This window comes from Lysinibacillus sp. A4, from assembly GCF_024919535.1.
Classification (GTDB): domain Bacteria; phylum Bacillota; class Bacilli; order Bacillales_A; family Planococcaceae; genus Lysinibacillus; species Lysinibacillus capsici.
Window position 1 is genome coordinate 97,344 of the sequence record NZ_JANWTB010000004.1, and the last position, 26,965, is coordinate 124,308.

Annotated in this window: 36 protein-coding genes and 1 other annotated feature (1 of these 37 running past the window's edge); of the genes, 2 read left to right on the forward strand and 34 right to left on the reverse strand. The window is 38.0% G+C overall.

What is annotated here, in order from left to right:
• Positions 1 to 214, reverse strand: a binding site (T-box leader); it reaches 25 nt to the left of the window's first position.
• A gap of 165 nt (positions 215 to 379) precedes the next feature.
• From NY607_RS08970 to NY607_RS08980, 3 genes are all read right to left on the reverse strand, one after another.
• Positions 380 to 1,354 (reverse strand): DUF3221 domain-containing protein, encoded by a 975-nt coding sequence (locus tag NY607_RS08970; RefSeq protein ID WP_131520124.1) that lies wholly within the window; start codon positions 1,352 to 1,354, stop codon positions 380 to 382.
• Positions 1,347 to 1,865, reverse strand: a complete 519-nt coding sequence (locus NY607_RS08975; protein WP_227744868.1) for a sigma-70 family RNA polymerase sigma factor — start codon at positions 1,863 to 1,865, stop codon at positions 1,347 to 1,349. The genes NY607_RS08970 and NY607_RS08975 overlap by 8 nt, the downstream gene beginning before the upstream one ends.
• A 61-nt stretch (positions 1,866 to 1,926) precedes the next feature.
• Entirely contained in the window at positions 1,927 to 2,370 is a 444-nt protein-coding gene (locus NY607_RS08980) for an Lrp/AsnC family transcriptional regulator (RefSeq protein ID WP_004227844.1), read from the reverse strand.
• A gap of 141 nt (positions 2,371 to 2,511) precedes the next feature.
• Between NY607_RS08980 and NY607_RS08985 the strand changes: the two genes are divergently transcribed.
• Positions 2,512 to 3,096, forward strand: coding sequence for a DJ-1/PfpI family protein (locus NY607_RS08985; protein WP_259419497.1), 585 nt, complete (start codon positions 2,512 to 2,514; stop codon positions 3,094 to 3,096).
• A gap of 55 nt (positions 3,097 to 3,151) precedes the next feature.
• Here NY607_RS08985 and NY607_RS08990 read toward each other — a convergent pair whose 3' ends face one another.
• Together NY607_RS08990 and acnA are read right to left on the reverse strand one after the other, a co-directional pair.
• A complete protein-coding gene (locus NY607_RS08990; RefSeq protein WP_259419498.1) occupies positions 3,152 to 4,642 on the reverse strand; it encodes an S-layer homology domain-containing protein in 1,491 nt (496 codons plus the stop codon).
• A 214-nt stretch (positions 4,643 to 4,856) separates the two neighbouring features.
• Complete coding sequence (gene acnA, locus NY607_RS08995; RefSeq protein ID WP_048393126.1) at positions 4,857 to 7,562, reverse strand: aconitate hydratase AcnA; 2,706 nt, start codon at positions 7,560 to 7,562, stop codon at positions 4,857 to 4,859.
• Between the two features lie 1,130 nt (positions 7,563 to 8,692).
• On the opposite strand from acnA, the gene NY607_RS09000 reads away from it, so the two are divergent.
• Positions 8,693 to 9,853 carry a Ger(x)C family spore germination protein gene (locus NY607_RS09000; protein ID WP_259419499.1) on the forward strand — a complete coding sequence of 387 codons (1,161 nt, stop codon included), beginning with the start codon at positions 8,693 to 8,695 and terminating at the stop codon, positions 9,851 to 9,853.
• A 57-nt stretch (positions 9,854 to 9,910) separates the two neighbouring features.
• On the opposite strand, the gene NY607_RS09005 is transcribed toward NY607_RS09000, so the two are convergent.
• The 29 genes from NY607_RS09005 to NY607_RS09145 all read right to left on the reverse strand — a co-directional run bounded on the left by NY607_RS09005 (position 9,911) and on the right by NY607_RS09145 (position 26,964).
• Positions 9,911 to 10,612, reverse strand: coding sequence for a peptidoglycan recognition protein family protein (locus tag NY607_RS09005; protein WP_259419500.1), 702 nt, complete (start codon positions 10,610 to 10,612; stop codon positions 9,911 to 9,913).
• Entirely contained in the window at positions 10,609 to 10,872 is a 264-nt protein-coding gene (locus NY607_RS09010) for a phage holin (RefSeq protein ID WP_259419501.1), read from the reverse strand. Before NY607_RS09010 ends, NY607_RS09005 begins: the two co-directional genes overlap by 4 nt.
• Position 10,873: 1 nt before the next feature.
• The gene (locus tag NY607_RS09015) at positions 10,874 to 11,074 is read right to left on the reverse strand and encodes a hemolysin XhlA family protein (protein WP_112116168.1); all 201 of its coding nucleotides are present in this window, start codon (positions 11,072 to 11,074) and stop codon (positions 10,874 to 10,876) included.
• A 62-nt stretch (positions 11,075 to 11,136) separates the two neighbouring features.
• A complete protein-coding gene (locus NY607_RS09020; RefSeq protein ID WP_259419502.1) occupies positions 11,137 to 11,292 on the reverse strand; it encodes an XkdX family protein in 156 nt (51 codons plus the stop codon).
• On the reverse strand, positions 11,292 to 11,507 hold the full coding sequence (locus NY607_RS09025; RefSeq protein WP_259419503.1) for an XkdW family protein: 216 nt from the start codon (positions 11,505 to 11,507) through the stop codon (positions 11,292 to 11,294). Before NY607_RS09025 ends, NY607_RS09020 begins: the two co-directional genes overlap by 1 nt.
• Positions 11,507 to 12,994, reverse strand: coding sequence for a hypothetical protein (locus NY607_RS09030; protein ID WP_259419504.1), 1,488 nt, complete (start codon positions 12,992 to 12,994; stop codon positions 11,507 to 11,509). The genes NY607_RS09025 and NY607_RS09030 overlap by 1 nt, the downstream gene beginning before the upstream one ends.
• Position 12,995: 1 nt before the next feature.
• Positions 12,996 to 13,595 (reverse strand): hypothetical protein, encoded by a 600-nt coding sequence (locus NY607_RS09035; RefSeq protein ID WP_259419505.1) that lies wholly within the window; start codon positions 13,593 to 13,595, stop codon positions 12,996 to 12,998.
• Positions 13,588 to 13,896, reverse strand: a complete 309-nt coding sequence (locus tag NY607_RS09040) for a hypothetical protein (protein ID WP_259419506.1) — start codon at positions 13,894 to 13,896, stop codon at positions 13,588 to 13,590. The genes NY607_RS09035 and NY607_RS09040 overlap by 8 nt, the downstream gene beginning before the upstream one ends.
• Positions 13,893 to 14,561 (reverse strand): DUF2612 domain-containing protein, encoded by a 669-nt coding sequence (locus tag NY607_RS09045; RefSeq protein WP_259419507.1) that lies wholly within the window; start codon positions 14,559 to 14,561, stop codon positions 13,893 to 13,895. Before NY607_RS09045 ends, NY607_RS09040 begins: the two co-directional genes overlap by 4 nt.
• On the reverse strand, positions 14,554 to 15,732 hold the full coding sequence (locus tag NY607_RS09050; protein WP_259419508.1) for a baseplate J/gp47 family protein: 1,179 nt from the start codon (positions 15,730 to 15,732) through the stop codon (positions 14,554 to 14,556). Before NY607_RS09050 ends, NY607_RS09045 begins: the two co-directional genes overlap by 8 nt.
• The gene (locus tag NY607_RS09055; protein WP_259419509.1) at positions 15,710 to 16,066 is read right to left on the reverse strand and encodes a contractile injection system sheath initiator; all 357 of its coding nucleotides are present in this window, start codon (positions 16,064 to 16,066) and stop codon (positions 15,710 to 15,712) included. Before NY607_RS09055 ends, NY607_RS09050 begins: the two co-directional genes overlap by 23 nt.
• A 12-nt stretch (positions 16,067 to 16,078) precedes the next feature.
• Positions 16,079 to 16,393, reverse strand: a complete 315-nt coding sequence (locus tag NY607_RS09060) for a PAAR domain-containing protein (RefSeq protein ID WP_259419510.1) — start codon at positions 16,391 to 16,393, stop codon at positions 16,079 to 16,081.
• A 15-nt stretch (positions 16,394 to 16,408) separates the two neighbouring features.
• Complete coding sequence (locus tag NY607_RS09065; protein ID WP_259419511.1) at positions 16,409 to 16,906, reverse strand: Gp138 family membrane-puncturing spike protein; 498 nt, start codon at positions 16,904 to 16,906, stop codon at positions 16,409 to 16,411.
• Positions 16,903 to 17,724, reverse strand: coding sequence for a phage protein (locus NY607_RS09070; RefSeq protein WP_259419512.1), 822 nt, complete (start codon positions 17,722 to 17,724; stop codon positions 16,903 to 16,905). The genes NY607_RS09065 and NY607_RS09070 overlap by 4 nt, the downstream gene beginning before the upstream one ends.
• A gap of 7 nt (positions 17,725 to 17,731) precedes the next feature.
• Positions 17,732 to 18,049, reverse strand: a complete 318-nt coding sequence (locus NY607_RS09075; RefSeq protein ID WP_257522272.1) for a phage baseplate plug family protein — start codon at positions 18,047 to 18,049, stop codon at positions 17,732 to 17,734.
• Positions 18,046 to 18,570 carry a phage baseplate protein gene (locus tag NY607_RS09080; protein ID WP_257522273.1) on the reverse strand — a complete coding sequence of 175 codons (525 nt, stop codon included), beginning with the start codon at positions 18,568 to 18,570 and terminating at the stop codon, positions 18,046 to 18,048. The genes NY607_RS09075 and NY607_RS09080 overlap by 4 nt, the downstream gene beginning before the upstream one ends.
• 11 nt (positions 18,571 to 18,581) lie before the next feature.
• A complete protein-coding gene (locus tag NY607_RS09085) occupies positions 18,582 to 20,615 on the reverse strand; it encodes a phage tail tape measure protein (RefSeq protein ID WP_259419513.1) in 2,034 nt (677 codons plus the stop codon).
• Entirely contained in the window at positions 20,612 to 20,791 is a 180-nt protein-coding gene (locus tag NY607_RS09090) for a hypothetical protein (protein WP_259419514.1), read from the reverse strand. The genes NY607_RS09085 and NY607_RS09090 overlap by 4 nt, the downstream gene beginning before the upstream one ends.
• A 4-nt stretch (positions 20,792 to 20,795) precedes the next feature.
• Positions 20,796 to 21,062, reverse strand: coding sequence for a hypothetical protein (locus NY607_RS09095; protein ID WP_259419515.1), 267 nt, complete (start codon positions 21,060 to 21,062; stop codon positions 20,796 to 20,798).
• Between the two features lie 5 nt (positions 21,063 to 21,067).
• Complete coding sequence (locus NY607_RS09100) at positions 21,068 to 21,457, reverse strand: DUF3277 family protein (protein ID WP_259419516.1); 390 nt, start codon at positions 21,455 to 21,457, stop codon at positions 21,068 to 21,070.
• A 13-nt stretch (positions 21,458 to 21,470) separates the two neighbouring features.
• Positions 21,471 to 22,496 (reverse strand): DUF3383 family protein, encoded by a 1,026-nt coding sequence (locus NY607_RS09105; RefSeq protein WP_259419517.1) that lies wholly within the window; start codon positions 22,494 to 22,496, stop codon positions 21,471 to 21,473.
• Positions 22,497 to 22,500: 4 nt separating this feature from the next.
• Positions 22,501 to 22,986 carry a phage neck terminator protein gene (locus NY607_RS09110; RefSeq protein ID WP_259419518.1) on the reverse strand — a complete coding sequence of 162 codons (486 nt, stop codon included), beginning with the start codon at positions 22,984 to 22,986 and terminating at the stop codon, positions 22,501 to 22,503.
• Positions 22,983 to 23,324 carry a hypothetical protein gene (locus NY607_RS09115; RefSeq protein WP_259419519.1) on the reverse strand — a complete coding sequence of 114 codons (342 nt, stop codon included), beginning with the start codon at positions 23,322 to 23,324 and terminating at the stop codon, positions 22,983 to 22,985. Before NY607_RS09115 ends, NY607_RS09110 begins: the two co-directional genes overlap by 4 nt.
• Positions 23,324 to 23,788 (reverse strand): phage virion morphogenesis protein, encoded by a 465-nt coding sequence (locus NY607_RS09120; protein WP_259419520.1) that lies wholly within the window; start codon positions 23,786 to 23,788, stop codon positions 23,324 to 23,326. The genes NY607_RS09115 and NY607_RS09120 overlap by 1 nt, the downstream gene beginning before the upstream one ends.
• Positions 23,789 to 24,154 (reverse strand): DUF4054 domain-containing protein, encoded by a 366-nt coding sequence (locus tag NY607_RS09125; RefSeq protein ID WP_259419521.1) that lies wholly within the window; start codon positions 24,152 to 24,154, stop codon positions 23,789 to 23,791.
• Between the two features lie 21 nt (positions 24,155 to 24,175).
• Positions 24,176 to 24,496, reverse strand: a complete 321-nt coding sequence (locus tag NY607_RS09130; RefSeq protein WP_259419522.1) for a hypothetical protein — start codon at positions 24,494 to 24,496, stop codon at positions 24,176 to 24,178.
• Positions 24,496 to 25,395, reverse strand: a complete 900-nt coding sequence (locus NY607_RS09135; RefSeq protein WP_259419523.1) for a DUF2184 domain-containing protein — start codon at positions 25,393 to 25,395, stop codon at positions 24,496 to 24,498. The genes NY607_RS09130 and NY607_RS09135 overlap by 1 nt, the downstream gene beginning before the upstream one ends.
• Positions 25,396 to 25,411: 16 nt before the next feature.
• A complete protein-coding gene (locus NY607_RS09140) occupies positions 25,412 to 25,858 on the reverse strand; it encodes a structural cement protein Gp24 (RefSeq protein WP_259419524.1) in 447 nt (148 codons plus the stop codon).
• Between the two features lie 26 nt (positions 25,859 to 25,884).
• Positions 25,885 to 26,964 (reverse strand): DUF2213 domain-containing protein, encoded by a 1,080-nt coding sequence (locus NY607_RS09145; protein ID WP_259419525.1) that lies wholly within the window; start codon positions 26,962 to 26,964, stop codon positions 25,885 to 25,887.
• Between the last annotated feature and the right edge of the window lies 1 nt (position 26,965).

A 26,965-nucleotide genomic window follows, 5' to 3' on the forward strand; every position in this document is an offset into this window, starting at 1 on the left:
ACCACCCTAATTCTATTGACACGATGGCCAATAGCACTCAGCAACGTACAATCATACGTGTTCTTTTTAACGGTAGACACCCGGATTAGCTTACTCCATTCAGCTAATCTTCTCAGAGAGGATTTTCATATAACACCTGCACACCGACTTCCACCAAATGTCGGCTCTCTGTAGAACAAAGTGAAACACTACTCTTTCTCATCAACGAATTTGTATGCTTTTATTGTCCTTCATCTTAGCAAATTACCAATTGTCTGTCAACGGTGGACAATCTTAAAGAATTTCGTTGAGACAAGTGGCAATACTTTGATGGAGATCAGCATATTGTGGCTGCTGAATGATTTGAATCAAAAATGTTTTACTATTGAATAGCTTCTTGTTAGTGAGATTCCTTTACTATTACTATTTTCATCTCTACGATATCCTTATAATCAATGAATGGCTGAGCATCATCGTTCCCAATCGACTGTCTATACTGAACTTCTACTCGATCACCAACTGATAGTGTTTTCGGGACATCCACTAGAGGGAACCATGTACCATTACTGTGTTTTTGCACTAATTCATCGACAGATTTTTGACCAACCTCGCTAGCCAAGACGCCTGAGACAACTAAAAATTCATGTTCCTTAATCGCTAAGACGGTTCCACTTCTGATGAGCTTCATTTGGCTGTCCTTTTCAGGGATTTTATATTTTTTTCGTAAGGCGGCAATGTCTTTATGATAATGTTGTTCTAAATAATTCATGGCTTCTTGCTCGACAAGCCATGTACGAATGGGATTACTTACATCCTTATAATCGGCTTGACTTGCCTCCCATAATAAGTCAAATGTAGCCATTTTATAGGCAATTGGCTTGCCATAGTTCTCGATAAACCCTTCGTTTGTGACTTGCAACATTTGCAGAAGCTTATCATAAGTTGGCCGAGTATCATCCTCATAGCTCCACTCTTGCATGAACTGTTCGAGTGCCTTATCTACTTGCTCTTGTGTAGGTACTAGTTTTTTCGATTGCGCATAAGCAAAGGTCGATTCAAAATATAAAAAATTATCAAAGCTTGCCTTATATAAACGATTCTTTCCGTTCATAAAAGAATCAAGTTGTAAATATAGCTCTAAAATCCGCTCATCTAATACGGGTGGAATAGTAGAAGCTTGCTGTTGTTGTTCATTATATTGCTGATATATAAACAGCCCTATGCAGACACTTAAAATCATAGCCAAAACACCATATGGCCAACGTTTTGCAGATTTTTTTTCTTGGCGTTGCTGTAAATGCTGAACCACATTTGCCATCACACGCTTTTTACTTTCTGATAAATCCCTTACTACACGAGCATCCATTTTACTCATGCAGGAGCACCTCCCATTCAACATGCTGTAATTGTAGCTTCAATAACTCTCGCCCACGACGTAGCCTTGTTTTGATGGTGCTTTCAGGAATCGTTAACAGCTCTGCAATGTCTACCACAGACATTTCTTCAAAATAAAAATGTATAATGACCTCTCGCTGTTTGAAAGGGAGAGCTAGAATCGCATTTTCAATCAAAGTACGTTCATCTTGCTGTACAAGCATATCTCTTCTCATAACGGTTTGCTGCGGAAAAATCTTCTGTTGCACTTGAATTTTCCGATAGGTCCAGCTACGTAAATAATCTTTACTTCGATTACTAACTAATTTTGATAAATACGCCTTTAGCTCCCCACGTTCCTCATAGTTTTGCTGATTATCATAGAACTTAATAAAGACATCCTGTACGATATCTTCAGCACTTTGTAAATCTCTAACATAGTAAAAGGCAAGACGAATAAGCCTCTCTGTATGCTGTTCCATTATTCTTTCCAGTTCATGAATTAGCAACATTCTTCCTCCTCTCTACCCTGTAAACGGTGCTCACGGCTTCGAGGTTTGCCTTTTTTGTCATTTACTCCAAATCATTGTCAGCAAATGGTGTAATCACCTGTTTTTCCGTTGAAGATAATACGATATTAGTAGAAGGTGTGCCATAGGGCATAGCCGCATCAATAAATTGTTCCAATGTTTCTACTGAATAGGTCGCTAATTTAACAATATAGCTAATTTCCCCAGCCACTCGATAACATGCCAAAACATCAGGATGAGCATTACAAAATGAAGAAAGACTTTTACAATCAATGGACTTAAATAAAATAATGGCTTCAATCGTACGCTCCATCTTTTTCAGATTTACCTTTGCATGATAGCCTTCAATTACACCCTGCTCCTCTAGCTTTTTGACTCTTTCAATAACGGCAGGAGAGGATAAATGAACGGTAGTGGCTAATTCCTTCATCGAGATTTTGGCATTTTGCTGTAACTGCTGTAAAATTTGTGTATCAATATGATCCATGGTCCATCACCTTTCTAAATAAATTATTTATGACATAATACCTTTTCAAATAAAGTTTTTCACCTAAAATCCATTATACAACGTATGTAATCTTTTCTCCCTTTTGTTTACAATAAAAGCAATAAAGGAGGCAAAATAAATATGAAAAAAATATTGTTACTATTAGCAAATGGCTTTGAAGCGGTGGAGGCAAGCGTATTTACCGATGTGCTCGGGTGGAATAAGTGGGAAGGTGATGGTACAACAGATGTGGTTACGGTCGGCCTGCATGAACAGCTGGAATGCACCTGGAATTTTAAAGTCACTCCTGAAAAATTGCTCCATGAAATTGTAGTAGAGGATTTTGATGCATTAGCGATTCCTGGAGGCTTTGAGGAAGCTGGTTTTTATGAGGATGCGTTTAGCGAGGAATTTCAGGCAGTCGTTCGCCACTTTGATGAACACAAAAAACCGATTGCAACAATCTGTGTAGCTTCTCTTATTTTAGGCCACTGTGGAATTCTTCAGCATCGTCAAGCAACAACCTATAATCATCCAACAAGTAAACGTTTAGCACAGCTAAAGGGCTATGGCGCAACAATTGTCAACAAGCGCATTGTGCAAACTGATCATATCATCACCTCCTCCAATCCAGGAACAGCCTTTGATGTTGCCTTTCGCTTACTAGAAACTCTAACATCTGCTCCAAACACAGCGAAAGTAAAAGAATTAATGGGCTTCCACTAAAGCATAAAAAAAGTAGGCTTACACCAATATACTTGGCATAAACCTACTTTTTGTATTATTTACTTACTGGTGCTGTTTCGGATGCACTCAAATCCATTTCCTTTGCATTGTCTAGCACATCTTTTGGAATCGTAATTGTCGTTACCGCATTGAAATCATGATATTTGATCGTTGTTTGCTGCCTTGTTTTGATCGAATTGCCTTCTACTTGCATCTTTAATGTCATATCCATAGCAATTTCTTCTACATCGAATGTTTCTTTATTAATCAATAATTTATATGTGAGACCATCAAAGGAAATATTGCCTAATTGTGCCTCTAGATCCGCTTCCATTCCTAAATCCATTGCGCCAAGTTGCTGCTTCACTAGCTCTGTGAATTTATCGCCAGAGCCTTTTAATGTTAATTCATAACGATTTGCTGATTCTACTAATGTAAAATCTTCGGCAAATGCTTGTAGCATCTCCAATTGTTCAGTTGCATCTGTCTGCATCCCTGTTTGGCTCAGTACATCTTCAAATAATTGTTTCGGGAACTTTACCCAGGCCTTTTGTTCTGCCTCATACATATACATACCATCTTTAGCCGTCATATACATTTTAATCGGCAAATTAATCGCTTCACCACTTGTTGGATCTGTTAAAGCCATTGAACCATCAGCAAAGAATTGCATTGGCTCTGTAACAATTTCCATCTTCATGTTGCCTTTAGAATCCATTTTCATAGTTTCCTTACCATCGTTTGCCTCTACTGTCTGAGAGATCGTCATGGTAGCCTTCATGCTTTTTAGCTCTTTTTGCTTGGCTAATGTTTTCGTAAATACTTCCTCTAACAAAGCACTATCCTTTGTTGTAGTAGGCTGTTCTTCTGTTACTTGCTCCTCTTTAGGCTCTTCCTCTTTTACTTCCGTTGTAGGCTGTGTATCTTCAGCTAGGCCTAATGCGTTCACAATAAATGTTGCTAACTGACCACGAGTAACATTTTTATCTACGCCAAATTCTGTGGCAGTTACACCCTTCGCAATGCCTGCCTCATACAGAGCTGTTACTGCATCTGCAAATGGACTATCTTGCTGTACATCTGTGAATGGACTTTTACCTTCTGCTGTTAAACCTGCAGCCTCTGCTACCATTACCGCCATTTGACCACGAGTAATTGTGTCATCTGGACGGAATGTATCATCCTCATAGCCTTGTACAACGCCAAGATTAACTAATGTAACAATCGCTTTATAGTATGGGCTAGATGAGTCAACATCCTTGAAATTCGGATTCTCGACAGCCGTATCCGTTGTAGTTAGATGAAAAGCACTTGCGATCATCTTTGCTGCCTGTCCACGTGTTACATCCTTTGAAGGCTTAAATGTACCATCTGGAAAACCATTAATGATATCTGCCGCATGCAATGTGGAAATACTATTAAAATGCGCATAATCCTCACTCACATCTGAAAATGGACTAGCCGCCGATACAGGTACTACTGCAACAGCAGTAACCGCCATTGCCGCTGTTGCCGCCGTATAAAACTTATGTTTTTTCTTTGTCATAATCAATCGTCCCCCGTTTATGTAAATTTAATGCTTACCTATTAATTTTAGCGAAAGAATTGGAAAAATGCTAGGTTCATTGGAAATTAAATTATAATTATCCATTAAATCCGTCATTTGGTGCTATTTATACATATTTTGGTCACTTCTATCCATCACTCTCGTAATAAATAAAAAAACCGACCTCCAAAGAGATCGGTTTTTAGGGCAATGATTACTCAGCAGCTTTTGCGCGTAGAACCATTTGTAGGATACCACCATGGCGGTAGTAGTCTACCTCTACTTCTGAGTCGAAACGAGCTAAAGCTTGGAAAGTTTTAACTGTGCCGTCTTCAGATTTAGCAGTTACTGTTAAGATTTCACGTGGTTTTACGTTGTCAGTAATGTTAACAGAGATTTCTTCTTTACCAGTTAAGCCTAATGTATCAGCAGATTCACCTGGCATAAATTGAAGTGGAAGAACACCCATCATTACTAGGTTAGAACGGTGGATACGCTCGTAAGATTGTGCGATAACAGTTTTCACGCCAAGTAGGAATGTACCTTTCGCAGCCCAGTCACGAGAAGAACCCATACCGTAGTCGTTACCAGCAAGTACGACTAAGCCAGTACCTTGCTCTTGGTATTTCATACATGCGTCATAGATGTACTCTACTTCGCCTGTTGGCCAGTAAGTAGTGAATCCACCCTCTGTACCAGGAGCAACTTGGTTACGGATACGGATGTTTGCAAATGTACCACGCATCATTACTTCGTGGTTACCACGACGAGAACCGTAAGAGTTGAAGTCACGGATTGCAACACCGTTTTCAATTAAATATTTACCTGCAGGTGTATCTTTACCGATTGCACCAGCTGGAGAAATATGGTCAGTTGTGATTGAGTCACCGAACTTCGCCATAATGCGTAAGCCGTCTAAGCCTTTAATAGCTTCTGGCTCTTTTGCAAGACCTTGGAAGAATGGTGGGTTTTGAATGTAAGTTGATTTGTCATCAAATGTGTATAGAGACTCAGTTGATGTTTCAATTGCATTCCATTTTTCGTTCGCTGTGAATACAGTTTCGTATTCTTTTTGGAATAACTCACGGTTAACAACAGTACCTAATACTGCATTAACTTCTTCAGTTGAAGGCCAGATATCAGCGAAGAATACTTCGTTACCATCTTTGTCTTTACCGAATGAATCTTTTTGTAGATCGATATCCACTGTACCAGCAAGTGCATAAGCAACAACAAGTGGTGGAGAAGCTAAGTAGTTAGCTTTTACAAGTGGGTGTACACGACCTTCAAAGTTACGGTTACCAGAAAGAACTGAAGTTACGAATAAGTCATTTGCTTTAATTGCTTCTTCGATTTCAGGTAATAATGGACCTGAGTTACCGATACATGTTGTACAACCGTAACCTACAGTGTTGAAACCGATTTGGTCAAGGTATGTTTGTAAACCTGAATCTTCAAGGTAACCAGTTACAACTTTAGAACCTGGTGCTAAAGAAGTTTTTACCCATTTCGGCACTGTCAGACCTTTTTCTACAGCTTTTTTCGCCACTAAGCCCGCAGCAATTAATACGTATGGGTTAGAAGTATTTGTACAAGAAGTGATCGCAGCAATCGCAACAGCACCTGTTGGAATTTCTACATCGCCTTCAGCGAATTTCGCTACAGAAGTTTTTTCGAATTCATCTTCTGTTAAACCGAAACCTTGTGTACCTTGTGGTGCCACTACTGCTTCTTTGTAACGAGAACGCATTTGAGATAGTGGAATTAAGTCTTGTGGACGTTTAGGACCAGAAAGGTTTGGTTCGATTTCAGCTAAGTTTACTTCTAAAACGTCTGTGTAAACTGGCTCTAATGTTGGATCAAAGAACATGTGGTTCGCTTTTAAGTAAGCTTCTACAACCGCAATGTGCTCTTCGTCACGACCAGTTAAACGCATGTAGTTTAATGATTCTTCGTCGATTGCGAAGTAACCACATGTAGCACCATATTCAGGAGCCATGTTAGAGATTGTCGCACGGTCAGCTAGTGGTAATTTAGATACGCCAGGTCCGAAGAACTCAACGAATTTACCAACTACGCCACGTTGACGTAATACTTGTGTTACTTTTAATGCTAAGTCAGTAGCAGTTGTTCCGTTTGGAAGATCGCCCACTAATTTAACACCGATAACTTCTGGAATTGGGAAGTATGAAGGCTGACCAAGCATTCCTGCTTCAGCTTCGATACCACCTACGCCCCATCCAAGAACGCCGATACCGTTGATCATTGTTGTATGAGAGTCAGTACCTACTACTGAATCTGGGAATGTTTCAAATGTGCCGTCAGCATTTTCGTTTACGTGTACAACTGGAGCTAAGTACTCTAAGTTTACTTGGTGAACGATACCTGTTGCTGGTGGTACAGCACGGAAGTTATTGTAAGCAGTTTGAGCCCATTTTAAGAAGTTATAACGCTCAGCGTTACGTTCGAATTCTAGGTCCATGTTTGCTTGTAATGCAGATGCATTACCATATTTGTCAACTTGTACTGAGTGGTCAATTACAAGGTCAACTGGAATAGCAGGGTTGATTTTGCTTGGGTCTCCACCCATTTCTTTCATTGCAGAACGAAGAGATGCAAGGTCAACAACTACTGGTACACCAGTAAAGTCTTGTAATACAACGCGAGAAGGCTTGAATGGTACTTCAGCTTCTGGATCAGCACCATTGCCCCATTTTGCTAATTCGTTTACGTGCTCTTCTTTAATTACATACGCATCATATTGACGTAAAACAGATTCTAATAATACTTTGATTGAGTAAGGAAGGTTTGAAACTTTTGCAACGCCAGCTTTTTCAATCGCAGCTAAGTCATAGTAATTGTAAGTTTTACCATTCACTTCGAATGATGCACGGCTGTTGTGTAAATTACCTTGTGCCATTTGCGGATCCCCCTAATATATCTTTTTGAAAAGGCTTTAAAAATGTGTAGCATCTTTTCTCCAATACCCATGATAGCGCATTTATATTCATAAGTAAATTACATTAATATTATCTTTTTTGATAAGCATAACTTATGACCTTGGTTTCTATCCTGATGTTTTTAATTTTTTGATGTGCATAATATCAAGGTTTTGTATTAATGAGGGTTTCTATACCTGTCTAACGAAGTGTATCTAAATGTATTTAACTGGGGCACTTTTTGGGGCACTTGCTGGGGCACCTGTAACTTTTTTTAAAATGGTGCCCCAGTTCGTAAAAATGTAGATAAAGAAGGTTTGGACAGGTACTCTCTTATAAGGAAAGAACGATATAAATTCCTTTAAAGTTAATATTATTTCTTTGCCACAATCTGTGGCATTTTTATTTTTTAAAATACAAAAACATTCTACTATATTAATACATTTTTATTATTACAAATAACTACCAACAGAGTAAATACATTATGAAGAATTTCTTTTTTTATTCGACACTTTTTAATTCTCTAATAATTAGTAGGAGGTGTAGATTCTTCAAAGGATAGTATTTATAAACCTGATAATTTACCAAGGCTGGCCTAAAGAAACACTTTATCGTCGGTAATTTCTCTAGTCAATATTCTTGGTTGTCAGACCAAATCAGCCAAAAGTCCTCAATCCTGTTTTATCAACGGTTTGAGGACATATCTCATCACTTCATCTTCTCCAAAAGTTTTAATAGCTGTCATAATCACACTGTAATGATTTGATGGCCATATCAAGTTTTATATACACGTTTAGTACCAAGTGATCTTCTCTTTAAATCATTAGCGTTTAGTAAGGAAGCTTTTTAAATCTGATCAAATGTAATACACTTCACTTAAACTATAGCCAAGTTCCTCAAGATCAAACTAGTCACGTTCAGGGTGTTTAGGTGGTTGTTTCAGTTTTTCGGCAACCTTTTTAGGTTAAGAACGTTTGTTTGTACGCATTGATCTGTTTTATCAACCCAACTGTTATTTGCCTCCCTAGTACAGAAGTGTTTTTTATAGTTTAGAACCAAAACGGTAGGCGAATACTAAAGGTACATTTTATTAATAAAAGTAGGCGAAAAAATGACAATGAATAAATTATTATTTCTTATTTTATCCTCTACTCTGCTCCTGGGAGGCTGTTGGGATGTAACGGAACCTCAAAGAATGTACTATATCAATGCCGTTGGGGTTGATTTTGAAGACGATAAATATAAAGTTTACTTACAAATTATCAATTTTGCTGATGTAGCTAGATCACAGCAATCGGGCGGTGATGTTGAACCTGCTGAAGTCGGGTATGCTGAAGGTAAAACAATTGAAGAAGCGATTTATAAATTGTATCGTTCATCTGATCAAGAGATCTTTTGGGGGCATATGAGATACCTAATATTCTCAGAACGAGCCATGGAAAATGAACGAAGCATTCCTGTTATTGATACTTTTATTCGTTTTCGAGAAACAAGATATCATATTTGGGTTTATTGCACAACGGACCCTATTAATGACTTAATGCTTGTAACACCAATTTTGCGAAACTCTATGACAGCTTCGAAATTAAGTAATCCAATTAGTACTACTAAACAATTAACATTTGTTCAACCTATAAATTTAAGGGAATTAATTATTGGTTTAAATGAACCGAGCCATGAGATTGGTATACCTTATGTAAAGATAATGAAAGGTTGGGAAAATGATGAGGGAGAAATGGAGGAAACTACCTTTTCTGGTATAGGCATTCTCTCAAAAAATGGGATTAAAGGTTTCATTAAAGATTCCTCAGCAAGAGGCAATCAATGGATGAATGAAGAGACAAGTCGGGGAGAAGTTACCTTTAAATTAGAAGGTGGTGAAAGGGATTATCTAACTGTTGATATAGATAATTTAAATCTCGAAGTTAAGCCCATTGTTAATAAAAACGATCAAGTTGAATTTGAAATTGATATCAAAATACAAGGAACACTCAATGGATTCAAAGGAAAGATTACTACGGATGAAGTGAGAAAAAATATCGCTCAACAAATAGAAAAAGAAGTTAAAGAAACGTATCAAGAAGGTCTAAAACTAGATGCTGATGTATATCGTTTATCAGAATATCTATACAGGAGTAATGTAAAGGTGTGGAAAAAAATCGAGCATAATGGAAAAATACCTTTAACGGAAGATTCAATAAGTAAAATAAATGTTGATGTTAATAAAATAAATCCAGGAAGAAAAACTTTTGATGAGACAATTGAAGAATAAAAAAGCCCGTTACCTTAATTGGTAATGGGCCTTTGAATTACAAGAGAGCTGATATTATCATTTTACTTCGTATAATTTTGTTATTTTACTTTCATTGTTATAGACAAGCTTTAAATTTAACAAATCCGCAATATTACGTACTTGAACATGCGTCCTACCATCTATAATCACAGCTGGAATAGTTTTTGTATCATTAAACATAACTTTAGCTTCTGTAATTTGAGCCCTTTTTACTTCCTCCAAGCCATTTAAAATGTCTAGCTTGAATTGTGCCTCGGAGATTCCCATACTCGCTAAATAATCATAAGGATCTCTATGAGTTGTGCCTTTTAGATTGTCAGTAATCCATCGATGTGACTTGATACCTTTACCTGCCCCATCCAATACAACTGGTATACCTGCCTCTTTTGCAAGTTCTCTCAAAAGCCAAATATAAGCTGCATAATCTTTTTTAAATTGTTCTTTGTCATTTGTTCGAGCCAACTCAACCTGTGCGTAGCTAAGTGGATTCCCTTTTGGACCACAACCATACTGAACACGATTAACTGGCGCAATTTGCACGATACGTCCTCCTCCACCTACCCAGTGGGAAGTGAATGCATTCGCTTTATTACGATTCATATAAGCAATTTCATTTTCTAATGCGTTCGGTCCACAATTATTTGGATTGCCAGACTCATGAGCAATTACATATTTAACACTATCTAAACGTTCATTTGGCAATCCTGACATTAAGCGTTTTTCAATGGTGTAAGTCATTTAGCATCATCCTTTGGTTTTTTGTATTTTAAAGCTTGTACACTATCACTAACCTCACTAGTTGTTGGGTCTATTACAATACCTAACAAAATCAAAATGCTTAGAATAGTATTAAAAATAGCAGTGGCTTGTTCACCAACCGCTTCTGGTAAACTGTATCCAAATGCTGCTGTTACTTGTTGAATTAATAACAACAAAAATGCGAACAGTGATGCTAAAAATGGTTTGTGTTTTAAACGTACTTTCCAATTGATTTTCATATTAAATCATTCCTCCTTTTATTATAAAGGTCAACAATGCTCCCACTAGTCCACCAATAACTAATCTTAAAATCCAAGTTGTATTATCTTTAATTCCACCAATGTCTTCTCTAATTTCCCTGATATTTGATTCAGCTACGGCTAGGCGAGTTTTCACATCAGTCATATCATGTTCTAACTTCCCAATACGTTGTTCATCCATTAGTTCACCTCGGAAATCAATATAAAAGCCCTTCTCAAACTGTGAAGGCATAAAAAATAACGCTAAGCTTCTGCTTGCGCCTTGAAATCTTGCTTCGTTATTTCTTTGTATTGTTCAGTCGTAATTTCACCGAACGGATTTGCATCAGTTTTTACTGCAATTTTTAGTTGTTCAGCAGTCACCCACTTGAACATAAAAGCGATTTGCCAAAACTCCATCATTCACCACCACCCTTCATTGAAATTACATCTAATTTCAGTTGTGTTAGCTGCGAGCCTAAGTTATTAATCAAGAGGTTTTTTTGTATATTCTTCATTTTTTCTTGTGCCAGTTGTTCACCTAAAGACATTACTTGATCTTCTGTAGTAGGTATTGAACCCACTTTTTCAAGTGGACCCCATGAGCCATCAGGTAATCTTCTACGTCTTTGCATTATTCAACCACCCCCATAATTAAATAAACTTTATTGTCAATATTTATGTTGGGTCTAGTTGTGGTTAATTTAAGGATGATATTGTCCTTTGGTTCTACAGTTTCATGGTAGTATTCATCTTCCACAATCCCATCATTAACTGGTACTATTTTTTCTGGGTCTGCTTCAAGTAATATATATTGCTCCTGCTCGCCAACCAATGTCATTGATAATTCAACTTTTAAATCCAATTCCTCGTCACGTTGAACCCATATTAAAACGCCTCTTGCTGAACCTTTAGGAGGGGAAATCTTATACCTCGCTACTGATTGCAAAATAGGCGTTTTCACTTCATTTTTATTGAGTTTTATCGTTTTACTTGTCTTAGCATCGTAATTGTCGATTACTTCAATAATTATCGTATTTTCATTGACTACGAGTTGGGCAAGAGAAACCTCAAATTCCCAAGCACCACCAGCTCCGTTGTAAACTTCAACTGGATTAGCCCCATTAATTCGATAGTTTACTTTAATGTTCGCATTAGCGTCCTGATCCGATGCAGTACCACTGATTTTAAATTTATCAGTATTAATAATTCCGCTTGGCACCACTGAATCTATAGCTAGTAGTGGGGCTCTGTTTGGAACGACATAAAATGTTCGCTCTACTGTTTCAGATTGAGCTCCTTCATTATCTACGGCCCAAACTTTCAAGGTATGTGGTACACCTTCTGCTAACGTATCTGTTAATACTATCTCGCCATCAAACAGCTTACCACCTTTAAATGTGAGCTGTTTTGATAGGGATATTTGTATCTGACTTAGATTTGTTGCTAAGACCTTTTTGGGATTATTATCAATTTGATAATAAACAGTAACCGATTGATCTGGATCTTGGTCTATTGCCGTACCTGTGACGTTTAATGTGTCATTTTCATACAAGGTTATATTATTAGTCGGACCCGTTACAGTTACCGTAGGTGCCTTGTTATCCTCATAATCCACGGTGACGACATATTGATAATAATAGGCATATGTGCGGGTATCCACTGCAGGTTTTGTCACAGTTCCTTCATAGCTATAGGTACAATACGAAGTTTTAATCGCTCCGCCCGTATTAGGTAATACTGCAGGACAACTACCTGCAGAAATTCGCCCGTTAGAACCACCATCACTATGCGCGCTTGCAGATTTTAAGCTTAATGTCCCGTGGAAGCCTTGCCCATCACTATAAGGCATTGTCGAAGGTATACTATCTCCAGGACTGACAGAACCACCTGCAACGCCTGTTTTTGTCTGTGCTGGTGTATACGTACCGCCTGTTTGTACGCTACGCGTAGACGAGCCACCCGACAATGAAATTGTAACTTCGTTTCCATTAATTGATGTAACGACAGCATTACCTGTATTCGCCTTAACTGATATGACTTTAGTTAAATTAGGTATGGTTATCTTAAGAGTTTGGGAACGACTTGTAGATTCCGTAGATGTGAACGCCTTTGTTACCAAGTTACACCACCTCCACAATTTCTAATCTATAGGTTTGCCAATTACCTACACCCATTTCAGTGTTTACTGTATCTATTAAAACGTTAGTTCGAGCCACTTTCGCACCCTTTTTGTACGCATTTTTTAATGCTTGTACTTTGATTGTGTTTGTTCCTACTTCTGTGATCACAACGTCCTCTTTAGCAACATCATCAAAAATAGTGACTTGAGTAAATGGTTTAAAACCATCAACACTAGCCACTTTTAAAGTAGTAGTACCTATTGCCACAGCTTCAACAACATCAGTTAAGGCTTTGTCCAAACTAATTTTATTTGAACTGCCATCTAACACATCTGCAAAAGTTCCACTGTTGCCAGGCACACGACCATCAAGTTCTAACTGAACACGCATACGCTCCATTTGACGATAAATTTCAATTAAAAAGCGATAGGCATTATAAATTCCCCACTCAAAATTGTTAGCATACTCAGACATGAATGGTGTTCCATCCTCAATAACTTCACTAGTTACTGGGTCAGTAACATCATCATGCCATTGGGTGCGGTCATATGGATTCTTCTTAAAATTTAATGGTATTTCACCATTCATAAGATTACGCATTTTCTTTCACTTCCTTTGTTTCAATTTGTAGAGGAAATGCAATTACATACCCTTGAACGCCTTTTTGGTAGTTCATGGTTTTCACATACAACTCACGACCGTAGTTGTCTACCAATGCAGCACGAGTTACTAAGCCTTGTTCCATCGATAACTTTACATACTTTCTCAACCCATACTTATTACTTGTATGATAGATTTCTTTATCATGAACAACACCATCAATAGTTACTTTTGCGCCTGCAACCATATCACTTAAATATTTTTGCACTAACTCAATCATTATTGGCTGTATCTCATTCATTGACTTGTACCCCCTGCTCTAAATCGACCACAAATACGGCTATTTGTTTTAAAACCGTAAATACCATCAATAACATTAATAATTTCTTTTCCTAACGCTCCATGCGTTGGTGCTGTTTTAAAACGGCTACAAATTTTATAATTTATCTGCCATGCATATGTGCCGGCATGTAATAAAATAAATTCGTTCAATTCATTTAAAAGAATGTAAATGCCTACCCCTGCTGTTTTAATACGCTTCACTAATGTATCCGGTATTGTTTTAGCTGAAGCACGAATGTTGAGTAATAGAGTAGCTGGCTCAAATTCTTTCCAACCTTCCTCAAAGCCAATGAAATCATTACCCATATAGGCGTCCATAATCTGGTTCATAGTGTCAATATCACCCTCAGATAGATTGAGAATGCATTGAATTTTAATCATTTTGCGATATTCTTCATCATCCCAACCCCCACGAGAAATTCCCTCATCTTTGCCTAAACGATCTAATCCATATCCCTCTGCCTGATCTACATCCCAATATTTCAAAATTGTTTGCTGTATAGCTAAATTTTCAACACCATTTTCTGCAATAATCGAAAGTAATTTATAGTTATTACTATCTTTTGCTCGAGTAAAATGTCGTGGCATACGCTCCAATAAAGTTTGTAATCGTTGATTAGACAAGGTTTAACACCTCAATTTTGGATTCGTCTGTTTCTGCAACTTCGGGAAATGCAATGACCACATTATCGGGCTCATAAGTAATACCATCTATTGAAAACTCTACACGGACATCCTCAACTCCATCTATAGATAACACACGTGCCTCGGCTTTTGTACAAACGACATCTTTGCTCATACCTACACCATGATGCAACACACCATCGTATGTACCACCAATGTATTTGACTACTTGTCCAACGACCAAATCATCACCGTTTAGTGGGAATTGATTACCTTTTTTGATATATACCTTTACGTAAACACTGACTGTTGTAGCCCGTGTAAAACCGATTTCATGCACGATTCCTCGATTATCTGTAAATGTATATATTGTAGAGCCATATGCACGTATACCACCGCCCTTTTTACGGAATATAGCCATTGCTACCTCTTCATCTAAACCACCAAGTACAACCGTTTCAATACTGTGTGGCGGGCGTCCTTCTGCATCTTCAACATTAGTGTCATTTTCAATTGTGATTGCAGCTCGTACCCCCTCCACTTCATCAAGAACATTTGCTTCGATAGACTCTACACGCCGAGCACCAACTTTTCCAAGTGATGCATAGTAACGATCCTGCAATTCTGCATCCGTTTCTTCATCTTGCCCATTAAAAAAAGCATCTGGATTCGTTACCGAATTGATGCCACTTTGTGGGTTCACAATTATACTTATATCTCCTGTCTCTACATTGCCTATAGCTCCGTATTCAAGCGCCTCAACATTCACGCGGTAGTTGCCATCTTCCACTGCATCTATAGCATCTAATGCTTTAAAATATACATTGTATTTTGTACGAAACAAATCACCGGTGTTAATCTTTGCTCCTTTGTCTAAATTGACGATGACCTCTCCAGAAGCTTTAATCCACCTTTTACGAGTAATTAATGCACGTTTAACGTTAGCTTCTAATGTTGCTCCTTCAGAAGTATCAACAAAACGAGCATTATATACCATTTCAAGTTGCTCATTATCTTCTGCCCTTTGTTGGGCCTGCAAGTGAATCATTTTACCAACGGGTGTACGATCTGATAAATCAGCATCCTCCCCATATAAATACCGTGCTTGTTCCTCAATCACCGGCAAATAATCAGCCGTTCTTTGCCGTTTAAATCCCGACTTGGTTAACAATAGCCTCCCCTCCAATCTCTCTTCCTTCTACAGTTCTTACCCTGAAATTTATTGTAAGATGTCGTCTAATACGATTAAATTCATACTCAACACTTAAAACCTCAGCAACGCGCGGTTCTTGGTATAAGCAATCATGCATGGCTTGTACTACTTGCTTTTTATTGGGTATTTTTTGCTCAATGACTATGCGTCTAAAACCGTGATTATCATTGAATATCCATTCCCCAACGACTGTGCGTAACAAATGCTTCAAATTCTGTATGATCTGCTCATCACCGTGTACAAGCTCATTAAACACCCAATCGCCATCGTCATTATACTTAAACGTGTGCATACATCTCTCCTCCTACCCTGAATAAACATTTGGGCTAGATTGCACGATTTTTCCGCTGCCTCCTGGATAAATCACAGTGTCACCAAGTCGAGCAATTTTCTTTTCGTTTACAAGTACCGTTTCCGAACTAGCCTTAATCCATCCAATACCGCAGTGGGGGCAATTATGGCGTACTAAATCGCCATCCCTTGCTTGAGGTAATCCATTTGTAAATACATTGGTGCTTCCTTCTACGATTGGCCCACTTACACCATGAGGACAACATGGTAAACCATGGTCGCAAGTACCGGTGTGCTGATCTGTTACTCTAGCAACTAGTTTTTCCATTAATATCACCTACATTTAAGGATTAAAATGAATAGTTGGAGCAATAGCTGTAATTTTGTTATCAGATTCTATGAATATTTCACCATCTGGTTGAATGCGAATTTTATTTTTAAATTGCTTATCAGTAATTAACACATCATCCGGATGTACATTTTGTAAAGGCTTGGTGAAGAAATTAACTCCACCCACGATCAAGGCATCATTTGCACTAAACGAACGACTAGCAGCTTCTCCTCCGCCAAACATCAACGGATCAATATCAGCTTGTGAGCAAACAACTAATACAATATCACCTTTTTTGAATGGCATCTGAATGACAAATTGTTCTGTTTGCCAAAAACTAAACGGTACATCCAAAATAGGTGTTGCTTCCGGATCATTTAATGGTTGGACATCAGCTTTATACAAATTCATGTCTACTTCAAGCACTTCGCATATTAAACATGTATTCATATTCATTAAATTTTCTTCAATTGATTCACTTACAAACTGTGTCATAGATGTTTTCGTCATACTGGCACAATCTCACATTCTGTATAATATTCTTGGCCGGATGTATCGCCCTTATGTTCACCTTTAGATACACGGAAAAGCCCATTAACTTTTCTTGAGGTTAGTTTGATAATGACATCTGTTGTGATTTTATGATTTAACAAAACCTTAATTTTGTAGCCTTTAAGCTTTTTCTTAGGGTTCTTAGTTTTGGACTTTTTCTCGTCCTTTACTTCCTCTTCGATTTCCTCTGGTTCATCTATAAGACCAGTTTCTTTTGATATATCTAGCCCTAATTTATCCCCTTTGGCTCGATCACGTACATACATACGTCCTTTATTGATATGCAGTTTTGCTTTGCAGTCTTTTGCAATCTCTGATACTAAAAATTTAATTTTGCCATTCAGTGCTTTCCCTGAACGATATATAAAATCTACTGGCAAATCAATATCACCGATTGCAAGGCCTGCATCACGTGCTAATTCTCTTAAAATAAGAGAGGCATGCGTATTACGGCCATAAGTCCGTTTGATGACCGTTTTTGTATAGTCCATAGTACAATCAATGCACTTAAAAGTAGTGATTTTGTCTAGCCCTTCCCACTTTGTTTCTTTTTTCTTGAGTGTACCCGCAAAAATAACGCCATTGTCATCTACATAGCCAGCACTTAAAATAGCAGCTTTATTAGTAGCAATGGCATTAATAGTGCTGTCTTTTAGGTTATACACGCTAATATCAATTGTATCTACTTTTTCATTGTCTCCGAATGGTACACTAAATTTTATAGTTAACGGATCCGTAATTTCTCGATCACTAATTAAAAATGTAGTTTTACGCATGTATAAATTACTCATCTGAATCACCTACATATAAAAAGACCGTTTCATTCATATTCTCGTATGTAATACGAGTGGCAGAATTAGCACGGTCTTTAGGAATTATTTGTACTTTAGGTAAGTCAATATTTACACGATTTTCGAATAGAGGGCGATTGATGATAAGTTTTTCTCCAATAACAAGAACTCCTCCATCTTTAAATAAGTCTACAGTGAAAAAATCATATGTCTGATTGTAGTTAACCTCTATTTCAAACACTTCCCCTGCAAGCTCTATCTCAAAAGAATAGGGAATTTCATCTTTATCAATTTCAATGTATTCATTCAATTTTTACGCCCCTCCAATCCAGCTTGACCACCACCAGATGAACTCTTAGGAGGTGTCGTGTATTTTGATTTATTTGTTTTTGATGCGGAAGTAGGTGTCTTTTTCGTCTGTTGACGACCTTTTTTCGAAACCGGTTTTGTTTGTTTTTTAACAGGAATAGAAACACTAACAAATTTAGCAACCTTAGCTACTTTTATTTGTTTGAGTGTCATTGTAAAAGCATATCCATCTTTAATTTTTGCTTCATAATCATGTGAAAAGTCCGTTATGACAACATGCTTTAATGACGTCATGTAATCAAAATCGATGATTTCACCAGCTTCTCGATATTTCCGAAGCTTTAACACTTTTTCCTGTGTATCATCAAGGATAATCCCTGTTAATGAGATGGTGATAGGGTTACTTTTCACATGATCTGTAATCTGCTCACCATCTTCAAGCGCATGGTCAGTCGTTGTAGACGATTCTGGCATCGACACCTTAGTAATAACATCGATTAATACATCTTTTATATACGGCATCCCATCACCACCTACATAATTTGTAATTCCTCGCCCAACACTTCACTAATTACCTCACGGACTTTTTGAGCTATATCCAGTGGATTATCTCCTGTAATATGGAAAATAAATTGATGACCACCATTGTTACTTGGAGTACTATCCTTCTTATCTAAATTAAATGTTCCTACACCCGATTCAGAACTATTATCAAGGTTTAGTTCCGGTGTACCAGAACTACCCTGACTTAATATCCCTGCTCTACGTAGCTTATTTGATTGATTAGCAGTCAAGACAGATTCATCTTTATGCAACTCTGCTACATAGCCATCATAAGGAACACGTTCAAGACCTGTAGCATGGGAACCGCTAATAAAATTGCCAACTGCGCCGGCTGCTTTACCTATGGTGCTACCTATAGATGAAACCCATTTGGGTAACTTGAAATTTGTGATAGCATTTTTGAATTTATTGAAATTACTAGTTATCGTGTCCCAATTTTTATAAATTGTGATACCTGCAGAAATCAACCCTTTTATAGGTCCTGCTAAAAAAGATAATATAGGGTTGTTATCAATAACTTGCCATAGTTGTATAGCTTTTGTTTTAACGGTCTCCCAATTTTGATATAACAGTATCCCTCCTGAAATTAGTAGACCGACAGCGGTCACAACCATTCCTATTGGATTAGCTCTCAAAGCTGCGTTAAAGCCTTGGGTCGCAAAAGTAGAGGCAATTGTACTGGCTTTAAATAAATCTAATGCTGTTTTTACAAATGAGATTGTTTTCATTACAGCAAAACCACCCGCAATACCCGCTGTGGCAGCTATTACTAATTCTTTATTTTGTATAAGCCAACTAACTCCAGTTTTAAAACCATCGAAGGCAACACTTGCAACGTCAATTCCCACAGCCACTGTACTACTCATTGTGTCTGCAAATGAAGCGATATTATCACTAGTCTCTTTAGGTAGACCGAAGTTTTGCCATAAATTGGATACATTACCTGAACCATTAACCAATGACATGAAAGTATCTTTAGCTGTACCCACAAAAGAAACTACTCGATCTATTTTACTGACTAACTTATCAGTATCTAGGTTTTCGATCCACTGTGACGTAGAAGCCATACCATCAACAAATGGTTGTAAGAGTGGGCCACCAATTTTCCCTTTTAAATTCGTCCAAGATTGCTTTAAATTCCCTAATTGGTTTTCATAAGCATCTGCTTCACGTGATGCTTGTCCTAAAGCCCCGGATAATTTGTTCCCATCTTCAACCATAGCCATTAAAGTTAGTTGTTTTTGAGATTCATTTAATTTTATGAACGACTTACCATATAGTTCGTTGGCTTTAGCATTACGTGTAGTTTCTGTAGCTGAAATACCGAGTGCTGCATCATTTTCAAAGTTTCCTTTTAAAAATGATTGCATGTTTTCAATTACTTCCTCAATAGATCGGTCGTAGAATGCTGCACTATCAGCAGCAGCTAAAGTTGCGCGTTCGGTTAAAGATAGTGCTTCAGCAGTATCCGCACCTGTCGTCTTTGCAAATGCTGCTATTTGAGTAAAACTGCCTTTTAGCCTTTCCGGTAACATCCCGGTTTGTTTAGCAATCTTATTTAAATTTTCATCTGCTGTAGATTGCATACCAGTAAATACTTGGTCAAACTGTGCATTCATAGCTTGGAAACCTGCGGCTGCCTCGATTGCGCTCAATCCGAACTCTTTCACCTTATGAACAGCAAATACACCGCCTACAATTCCAACCAGACCACGCATCATAGATTTAAAACCATCTAATGTTTTGCTAACATCTTGTACTTCTTGATTTAATTGGTCTGCTTCTGATTCAGCATTATTTAATCCACTTGAAACAAGCTGTGAAGCAGTATGACCTGTTTGCCCGAAATGAGTAAAGCCTTGAGCTGTATGATTTAAGCCTTGTCCAACGCCTAATATTTCATTTTCTATGTTATCCATAGCTTGATTTATTGCTTGTAAGGTAGCAGAAGCTTCATCACGAAAGTTAATACCAACATACATATCACGCAAAGTGTTACTCATTTAATCACCCCCATCACCTTTAGTGCTGCAAGGGCATCAATAATACTCTCGTTATCCCATGACATAACGATTTGGGGGTCTAAACCATACTCTTTGGCTACAATATAGGGCCATAAGTTACTTTTCACTTTTTTTATATGTCGAGCAGGGATGTTTTTCACCCCTGCAAAGTTCATTTTTTTATTGTCCTGTTCGAAGAAAGGAAAAGGCGGCGTTCGTTACTTCTTCCAGTTCCGCCCACGTTTCAAAATCATCCATTGTGAGCCCTGCAGGGGTAACAACAACATGTTGAAGCATCAAAGGCATCATTTTTGTATTAAGTACTTTCCCTACTGCATTTGTTCCTTCATCCATGATTTCAGCTTGCTTTGAGTTCATTACATTTTGAAATGTGTATTTGTTGCCAGCTTTAGATTCATATTCTTTTGTTTTTGCTTGAAATGCCATAATATTTAGTCCTCCTTATAATGTGCTGCTAAAATTACATATTCTAACGCCTCTACTTCTTCCGCACGAGTAAATGGAGGCAACTTTTGAATCCGACAATCTTCACCAGTCACACGTTTGTTTAACGTTGTATCATGTAACATAACATCAAATGATTCTCCACTTTTATAAAGCTGCAACAATATAGGTACAGATGCCGATTCAGGTTTTAATTTAAATGTAAATGTACCAGTCTCATTATTTGATTCATTCCATGTGACATTACCATCCGCACCGACAGTTTGTGTCCACTTATCCTCGTTTGGCTCTGCTGAAATTGCGTCTCCATCTGCGAAGCCGGTCAAAATATTGCCAGCTACTACAGCTTGCGTATTCTTAAAATTGTGTACGCTCATTTAAAAAGCCTCCTTACAGTGTTAATACACCATTAATTTGTACTTTCTCCACCCCGCCTGCGATCACTAGACGGAAATTAATATCTGGTAAGATTCGTTGTGCGATTGTGTTCTTTGGAATATCTTTACGGCGTGGGAACGTAATTTGATAGTCTGGTTCGCCGTTGTCATCTTCTGCAATAATGCCTTGGCGATAAGCCGATTTGAATCGACTGTCCATTACAGCTACAATTTGTGCAATACCCGCGTCTGTATAAGGAATCTTCTTCACGCTAGCAAGCTTTTGGAATACATCCTCACGGAGTCTTGCACGTAAGAAATAATCTGCTTGAATAACATCCAAATATTCTCCACCAATTGCTTTACCACTTGCATTAATCAGCCATCCCATTTCATTTATACACGTCGTGGCATTGTTTGCGATCACTGTATTAATTTCTGCATTGGATAACTTAGCAGCACTAACACCATTGACTTGCTTATGACTGAATACATAAGAACCAATAACCTGTGGAGCACCATAAGCAATCAAACCCTCGGCGTGGTAAGCATGTTCATCATCGTGCACTGACACTAAAACATTTTCATATTTATTTTTCAATTCTTCTGTTAACGCAATATTTTTAGTCGTAACACCATAAATTTTCTCTTGTGTTGAAATCCATTCACATAACGCCTTGATTTCTGCATCGCCGTTTTCTACTGATACAAGATAAAACCAATCGTTATTAGTTTTCACAAGGTCGTTTAAGGCGGCCGGTAATGCTGTAACATCATCAGCACCTGAAACATATGAGGTCCCATAGCAAGCTAGCTCTCTTATTTTTGGTGACTGGCCAAACATACGAGTAGCTAGTTTATACTCTTTAGTTGTTTCTGCAAAATCCTCTGCTACTTCGGAAATGTCTGTATAGATCTTGTACTTTAAATCTTTATTTGTTGCTAGAAGCAAAGGTAATCCAAAACCTTTCTCTGCAACTGGCTTTGTCTCACGTGTAATATTGACTTCTACAAACCGTGATTTATCGGATACAGCCATACCATCACTCTCTTTCTATTGTTATTTCGTATTCGACTTTATCGAAGTAATCAATTTCATATTGATCTGTTTCGTTGTAACGAATAATCACATCGAATCCCCATTTTTCATCGTAGGCATCCACAAGAAAAGTTGTTCTATTTCCCACTTCTGAAATACTAACAATGGCTACCCCTAATCCATCCAAAAAGAAAGAACCTCGCCCTTCAAACCACTTTCGAAGCTGTGAAGCCACTTCAAAAGAGTTATCATGCGAAGTTCCATACGTATTAAATGAAATCGTGAAATTGCGTTCTTGTGTCCGTTTTTCAATTAAAGAATCTGGTTGATCTACATGAGAAATATTTTCCCTACCTTGTCCTTTTCGATCACCAATTATTTTATAAGTAACATAAGGTAATGTCGGTATATCCCCTGTCTGGTCAGCACGAATAATCGTTAAAGAACTATCAACAGCTACCTCTTTACGGATTAATTTCATTAAATTCATTTCTCACGCCACCTCAACAAATATATATTGACGTCAGTATATACAGAATAGTCTTTAAAAGCTTGAAGAGTGTATTTTTGCGCATTGTACTCTACCTTTGTACCTTCTGGTATTTGATCTATGGTTAGTAGTTTCTTTTCTTTCACTGTATATGTGCCGTTTTCCGCATACTTTAAATCATCATTGCTGAGAGGTAAAATAATCCCTATCATTTCCTTAGGTATTTCTTGTCCAGTAACCCATTCTCCGTCAACATAGTCACCTTCGCCTTGCGTATGGGCAATAAAAGGCACCCCTTGCGATTGGATGACAGAACCAAACAACATTTTTTCAGGCATTAACGTCTCACCACCTTGTATGTGATCTTTTGACGCAAACCCCCTGTATCAATCAAAGGGTTACTAGACCCTTTTTTAGCAATTGTAGCAGGTGCATTTGGTGGACTATTTATATCCGTCAGTTTTTCCTGAATATCTCCCACCATTTTGGCACCAAGACGTTCACATAGTATTTGGGAGTTTATTCGACCATTAATTACGTGCTCTAATTGTTTTTTTAAATATGTGAACCACTCATTATTCTTATCATCGAAAGTAGACCTCAAAAAAGAACGTTCAGGAATTACAATAGAACCTCTTTCTTTACGGATAGTAATACCAAATTCTTGCACTCCTGCGATCATGACATATTCAGCGCCCGAACTACCGAAAATCCCTACTTCGATATCATACTTTTTCAAATCCTTCAATGACTGAATCACACGTGGAATATTGTTATTCCGGCTAATAATACGGACTCCCATTTATATCACCATCAAATTCAAGTGTTTTTTTGGCTTATTTTCTAGCTCAGCTAAATCTTCTAAAATTCTTTGGTATTCTTGACCGTATTTAGAAGCCAATAGCCCAATATTTTTGTTTGGATCACTGTATTGGCGCTCAATAACATCTACTTTTTCACGAATAATAGCTTGTTTTGGCTCCGCAGATAAAATAGCTAAATGTGCAGCTAAATAACGTGTAAGACGCTCATGATGTGCCTCTGGAACGCCTAAAGAGGACACTTCCAAAGAAGCATCCTCAATATATAACTCCAACCGCATATCAGAAATAGCCTCAAATTCGGTTCCTAGTAAGCGCACACGTTCAATTGTTGTTAAAGCAGGCATGATCCATACCTCACTTTCATATTAATTCCCTTGAATTTCAGCAATTTGAGCATCAATAGCTGCTAGAACTGTTTTACGTTTCTCATCCTCTTTAAATTTCTCTAAAAATTCGATAGAAAACGTATCTTTTACAAGTTTAATTGCTTCATCTGCGTCTAAATCCTTGAGAGAAGCCGTATTTTGTCCTTCTGGCACCACAATTTCTCCGCTTTTAATCAAGCTTTTAATGATTGGGTGTGTAATAAAAGCTGTATATTCAGCTTCTGGTAATGTATTTGCCCCAGGAATAACCTTTACATCATTTGCAATACGTGTGTAATTACCTTTGTTGTGTACTAACATTAGATACCCTCCCCACGCACAATAGCCATTGGATAGCGGACAATTGCACCGCCACAGCGTTCTTCAAGCGGAATCTTATAATTAGGGAACTTGTATTCTTCCGGATGACGTGTAATATCCATCGATACAAGCATTTCAACAACATCTGGTGAGGAATCAAATACTAAAAAGCAATCTGTCCCGCCTGTGCCTTGTTCATTAAGATCAGATGTATAATCAATACGTTTGAACCAATTTTGTGACTGAATGTACTGTAAACACGTTTGCATTGTGTGCTCATTGTAGACTTTTTCTAAATGCTCATATTGTTCTGCAGCTACGAAAAGCGTATCTGCTTCATGACCGGGTAACTTATTAACTAAGTTTTTAGCCTTTTTGATGTCCTCAACAATATCGACACCTTTTTTGTCCTTCCATTTTGTTGATGTACCTGCTTCATTGTTTGGTACCGCGAGCACTTGAATGCCAGTGGCATTAACCACACCTAAAATATTATGGTCCTTGTCACCCATCCAAACGAGTTTGTTTTCCTTTTCTGCTATGGCTTTGCGTGCAGTATCAGCTTTTGTCACCTCAACGGGACGACGTGCCATTTGTGCATTACGAATTTCTTGTACGGATATATTGAATGCTGTAGCAATGGAATAAATATTGACTGTATGACGTTTTAAATCAGCATCAACTAGTGGGATGTCTGTTGCTCCTGGTGCTAAAATTTTAGCAGCTCCTGATCGCGTCATGACATCATACGAATAAGTTTCAGCACCTGCAGGTACGTCGGTTTTGACGTTTAAAATGGTACGAGCCTTTAATTCTTCTTTTTTTGGCTCATAAATTTTCTTGTCTACTGCCTCTAAATCTTGTGGGCGTAGTAGTGCATCTTCACGGAATTGTGACATAAATTATGTTCCTCCTTTAAGGTAAATTAATTTCAATTTGAACTAATGAATCAGCAGTAGCATTTCCTCGGAATACAGCACGTGAGAAATCACTTCCACCACTTGCAACAAACTTGCCTGTTGCTACATCAACTTGTACAGCCATGCCATTTGTGACATCCCCTCCAGCAACAACAAAGATATTGCCTCGTTTAACCACTGGCACCGGTTGACCAACTAAATATTTTTGGTCATCTGCATTCGTTGTGTAATCATGTATACCACGTGATAAAGCAATACCAATCGGTTTGCCATCCGTTTTAACTGGCACAACCCCTGTCCCATCTGCGGTTAATTGAACGGCCGCACCAAATGGAATAATTTCTTTTGCTGGATAGCTGTCTGCTGCATACTCTTGATAGTTTGCTAATTGTCCTGGACTGCCAGCTAGTGGCATGTACTGTCCATATTCTGTAATGGCCATGGAATAGCCCTCCTTTTAATTAGTAATTAAGAACGCATGTTTAAACGCTGTGCACGCATTGCATTTACATCTGTATTTTGTCTTGAATCACCCGTAATAATGGAATTAGATCCGGTAGACGAAAATCCTTGTGAAGCGACTTGCTCAATAGTTGCATCAAAAAAGGCGTTGATATAGTCATCTGACTTCCCATCACCTTTAAAATCCTGTTTAGTTGTTGAAATAACCGCTTCTTTAATTTCACGTTCCGTTTTTCCTGTAAAGTCGAAAGAATCGCCAAGAAGCTGCTTTGTTGTGCTAATGAGTTGCACACGTGCTTCTACCTGCTTGTCCAATTCATCTGCTGATAATTGCTTTGCCTTCTCTTTAGCAAGTTCTGTTTCAACGTTTTGCAGCTTTACTTCCAACGCATCATAACGCCCTTGTAACGCGTCCATGCTATCACCCTTGACTTTAGCTGTTTCTTCTTTCGCTTTTAGAGCATCGATGTATGCTTTTACTGCTGGATCCACTTCATACTCTGAACCTTCAATCTTAATTTTTGCCATTTTATTTTTTCCTCCTTCATCTGAATCAATTTGCCATGCGTCACTGTCTGCGCGGATGGCTACCTCTGGACCAGCTCGCCCTTGCTCTACAATAGCAATGTGATTAATTTCAATGTTTCGCTGTACATACTCATATGGTTGACCATTATATGTACCCGCTTCTGCCACAACATCACTCATAAATCCGATGCTGATTTCTCTTTTACCGTTGTAAACCTTTTTAATAAGATCCTTATCGGTGATTGTCATAGATACATAAAGCTTCAAGTCCTCCACGTGAGCGTCTGTATGACTCATCCCCTTGGCATAAGCCTGATAATTATCCAAAGTCACCGGTTCATTCGGATGTTCATCTGTAATGGGTTTGGAGCAGGCTGAATGCATTGTACGATCACTAAATATTTCATCAGGCAACTTCGCTTCCATTTGGATAGTACCATCCTGCCGTGCATAAGGAAAAACACCAGGACGAGTAATCGGTACTTTGACCGTTAAATACCCTTCTGGTGTTTCCATGTAGTCGTTTATTAGTACTTTGTCATAGCGCTGATTTTTCAAT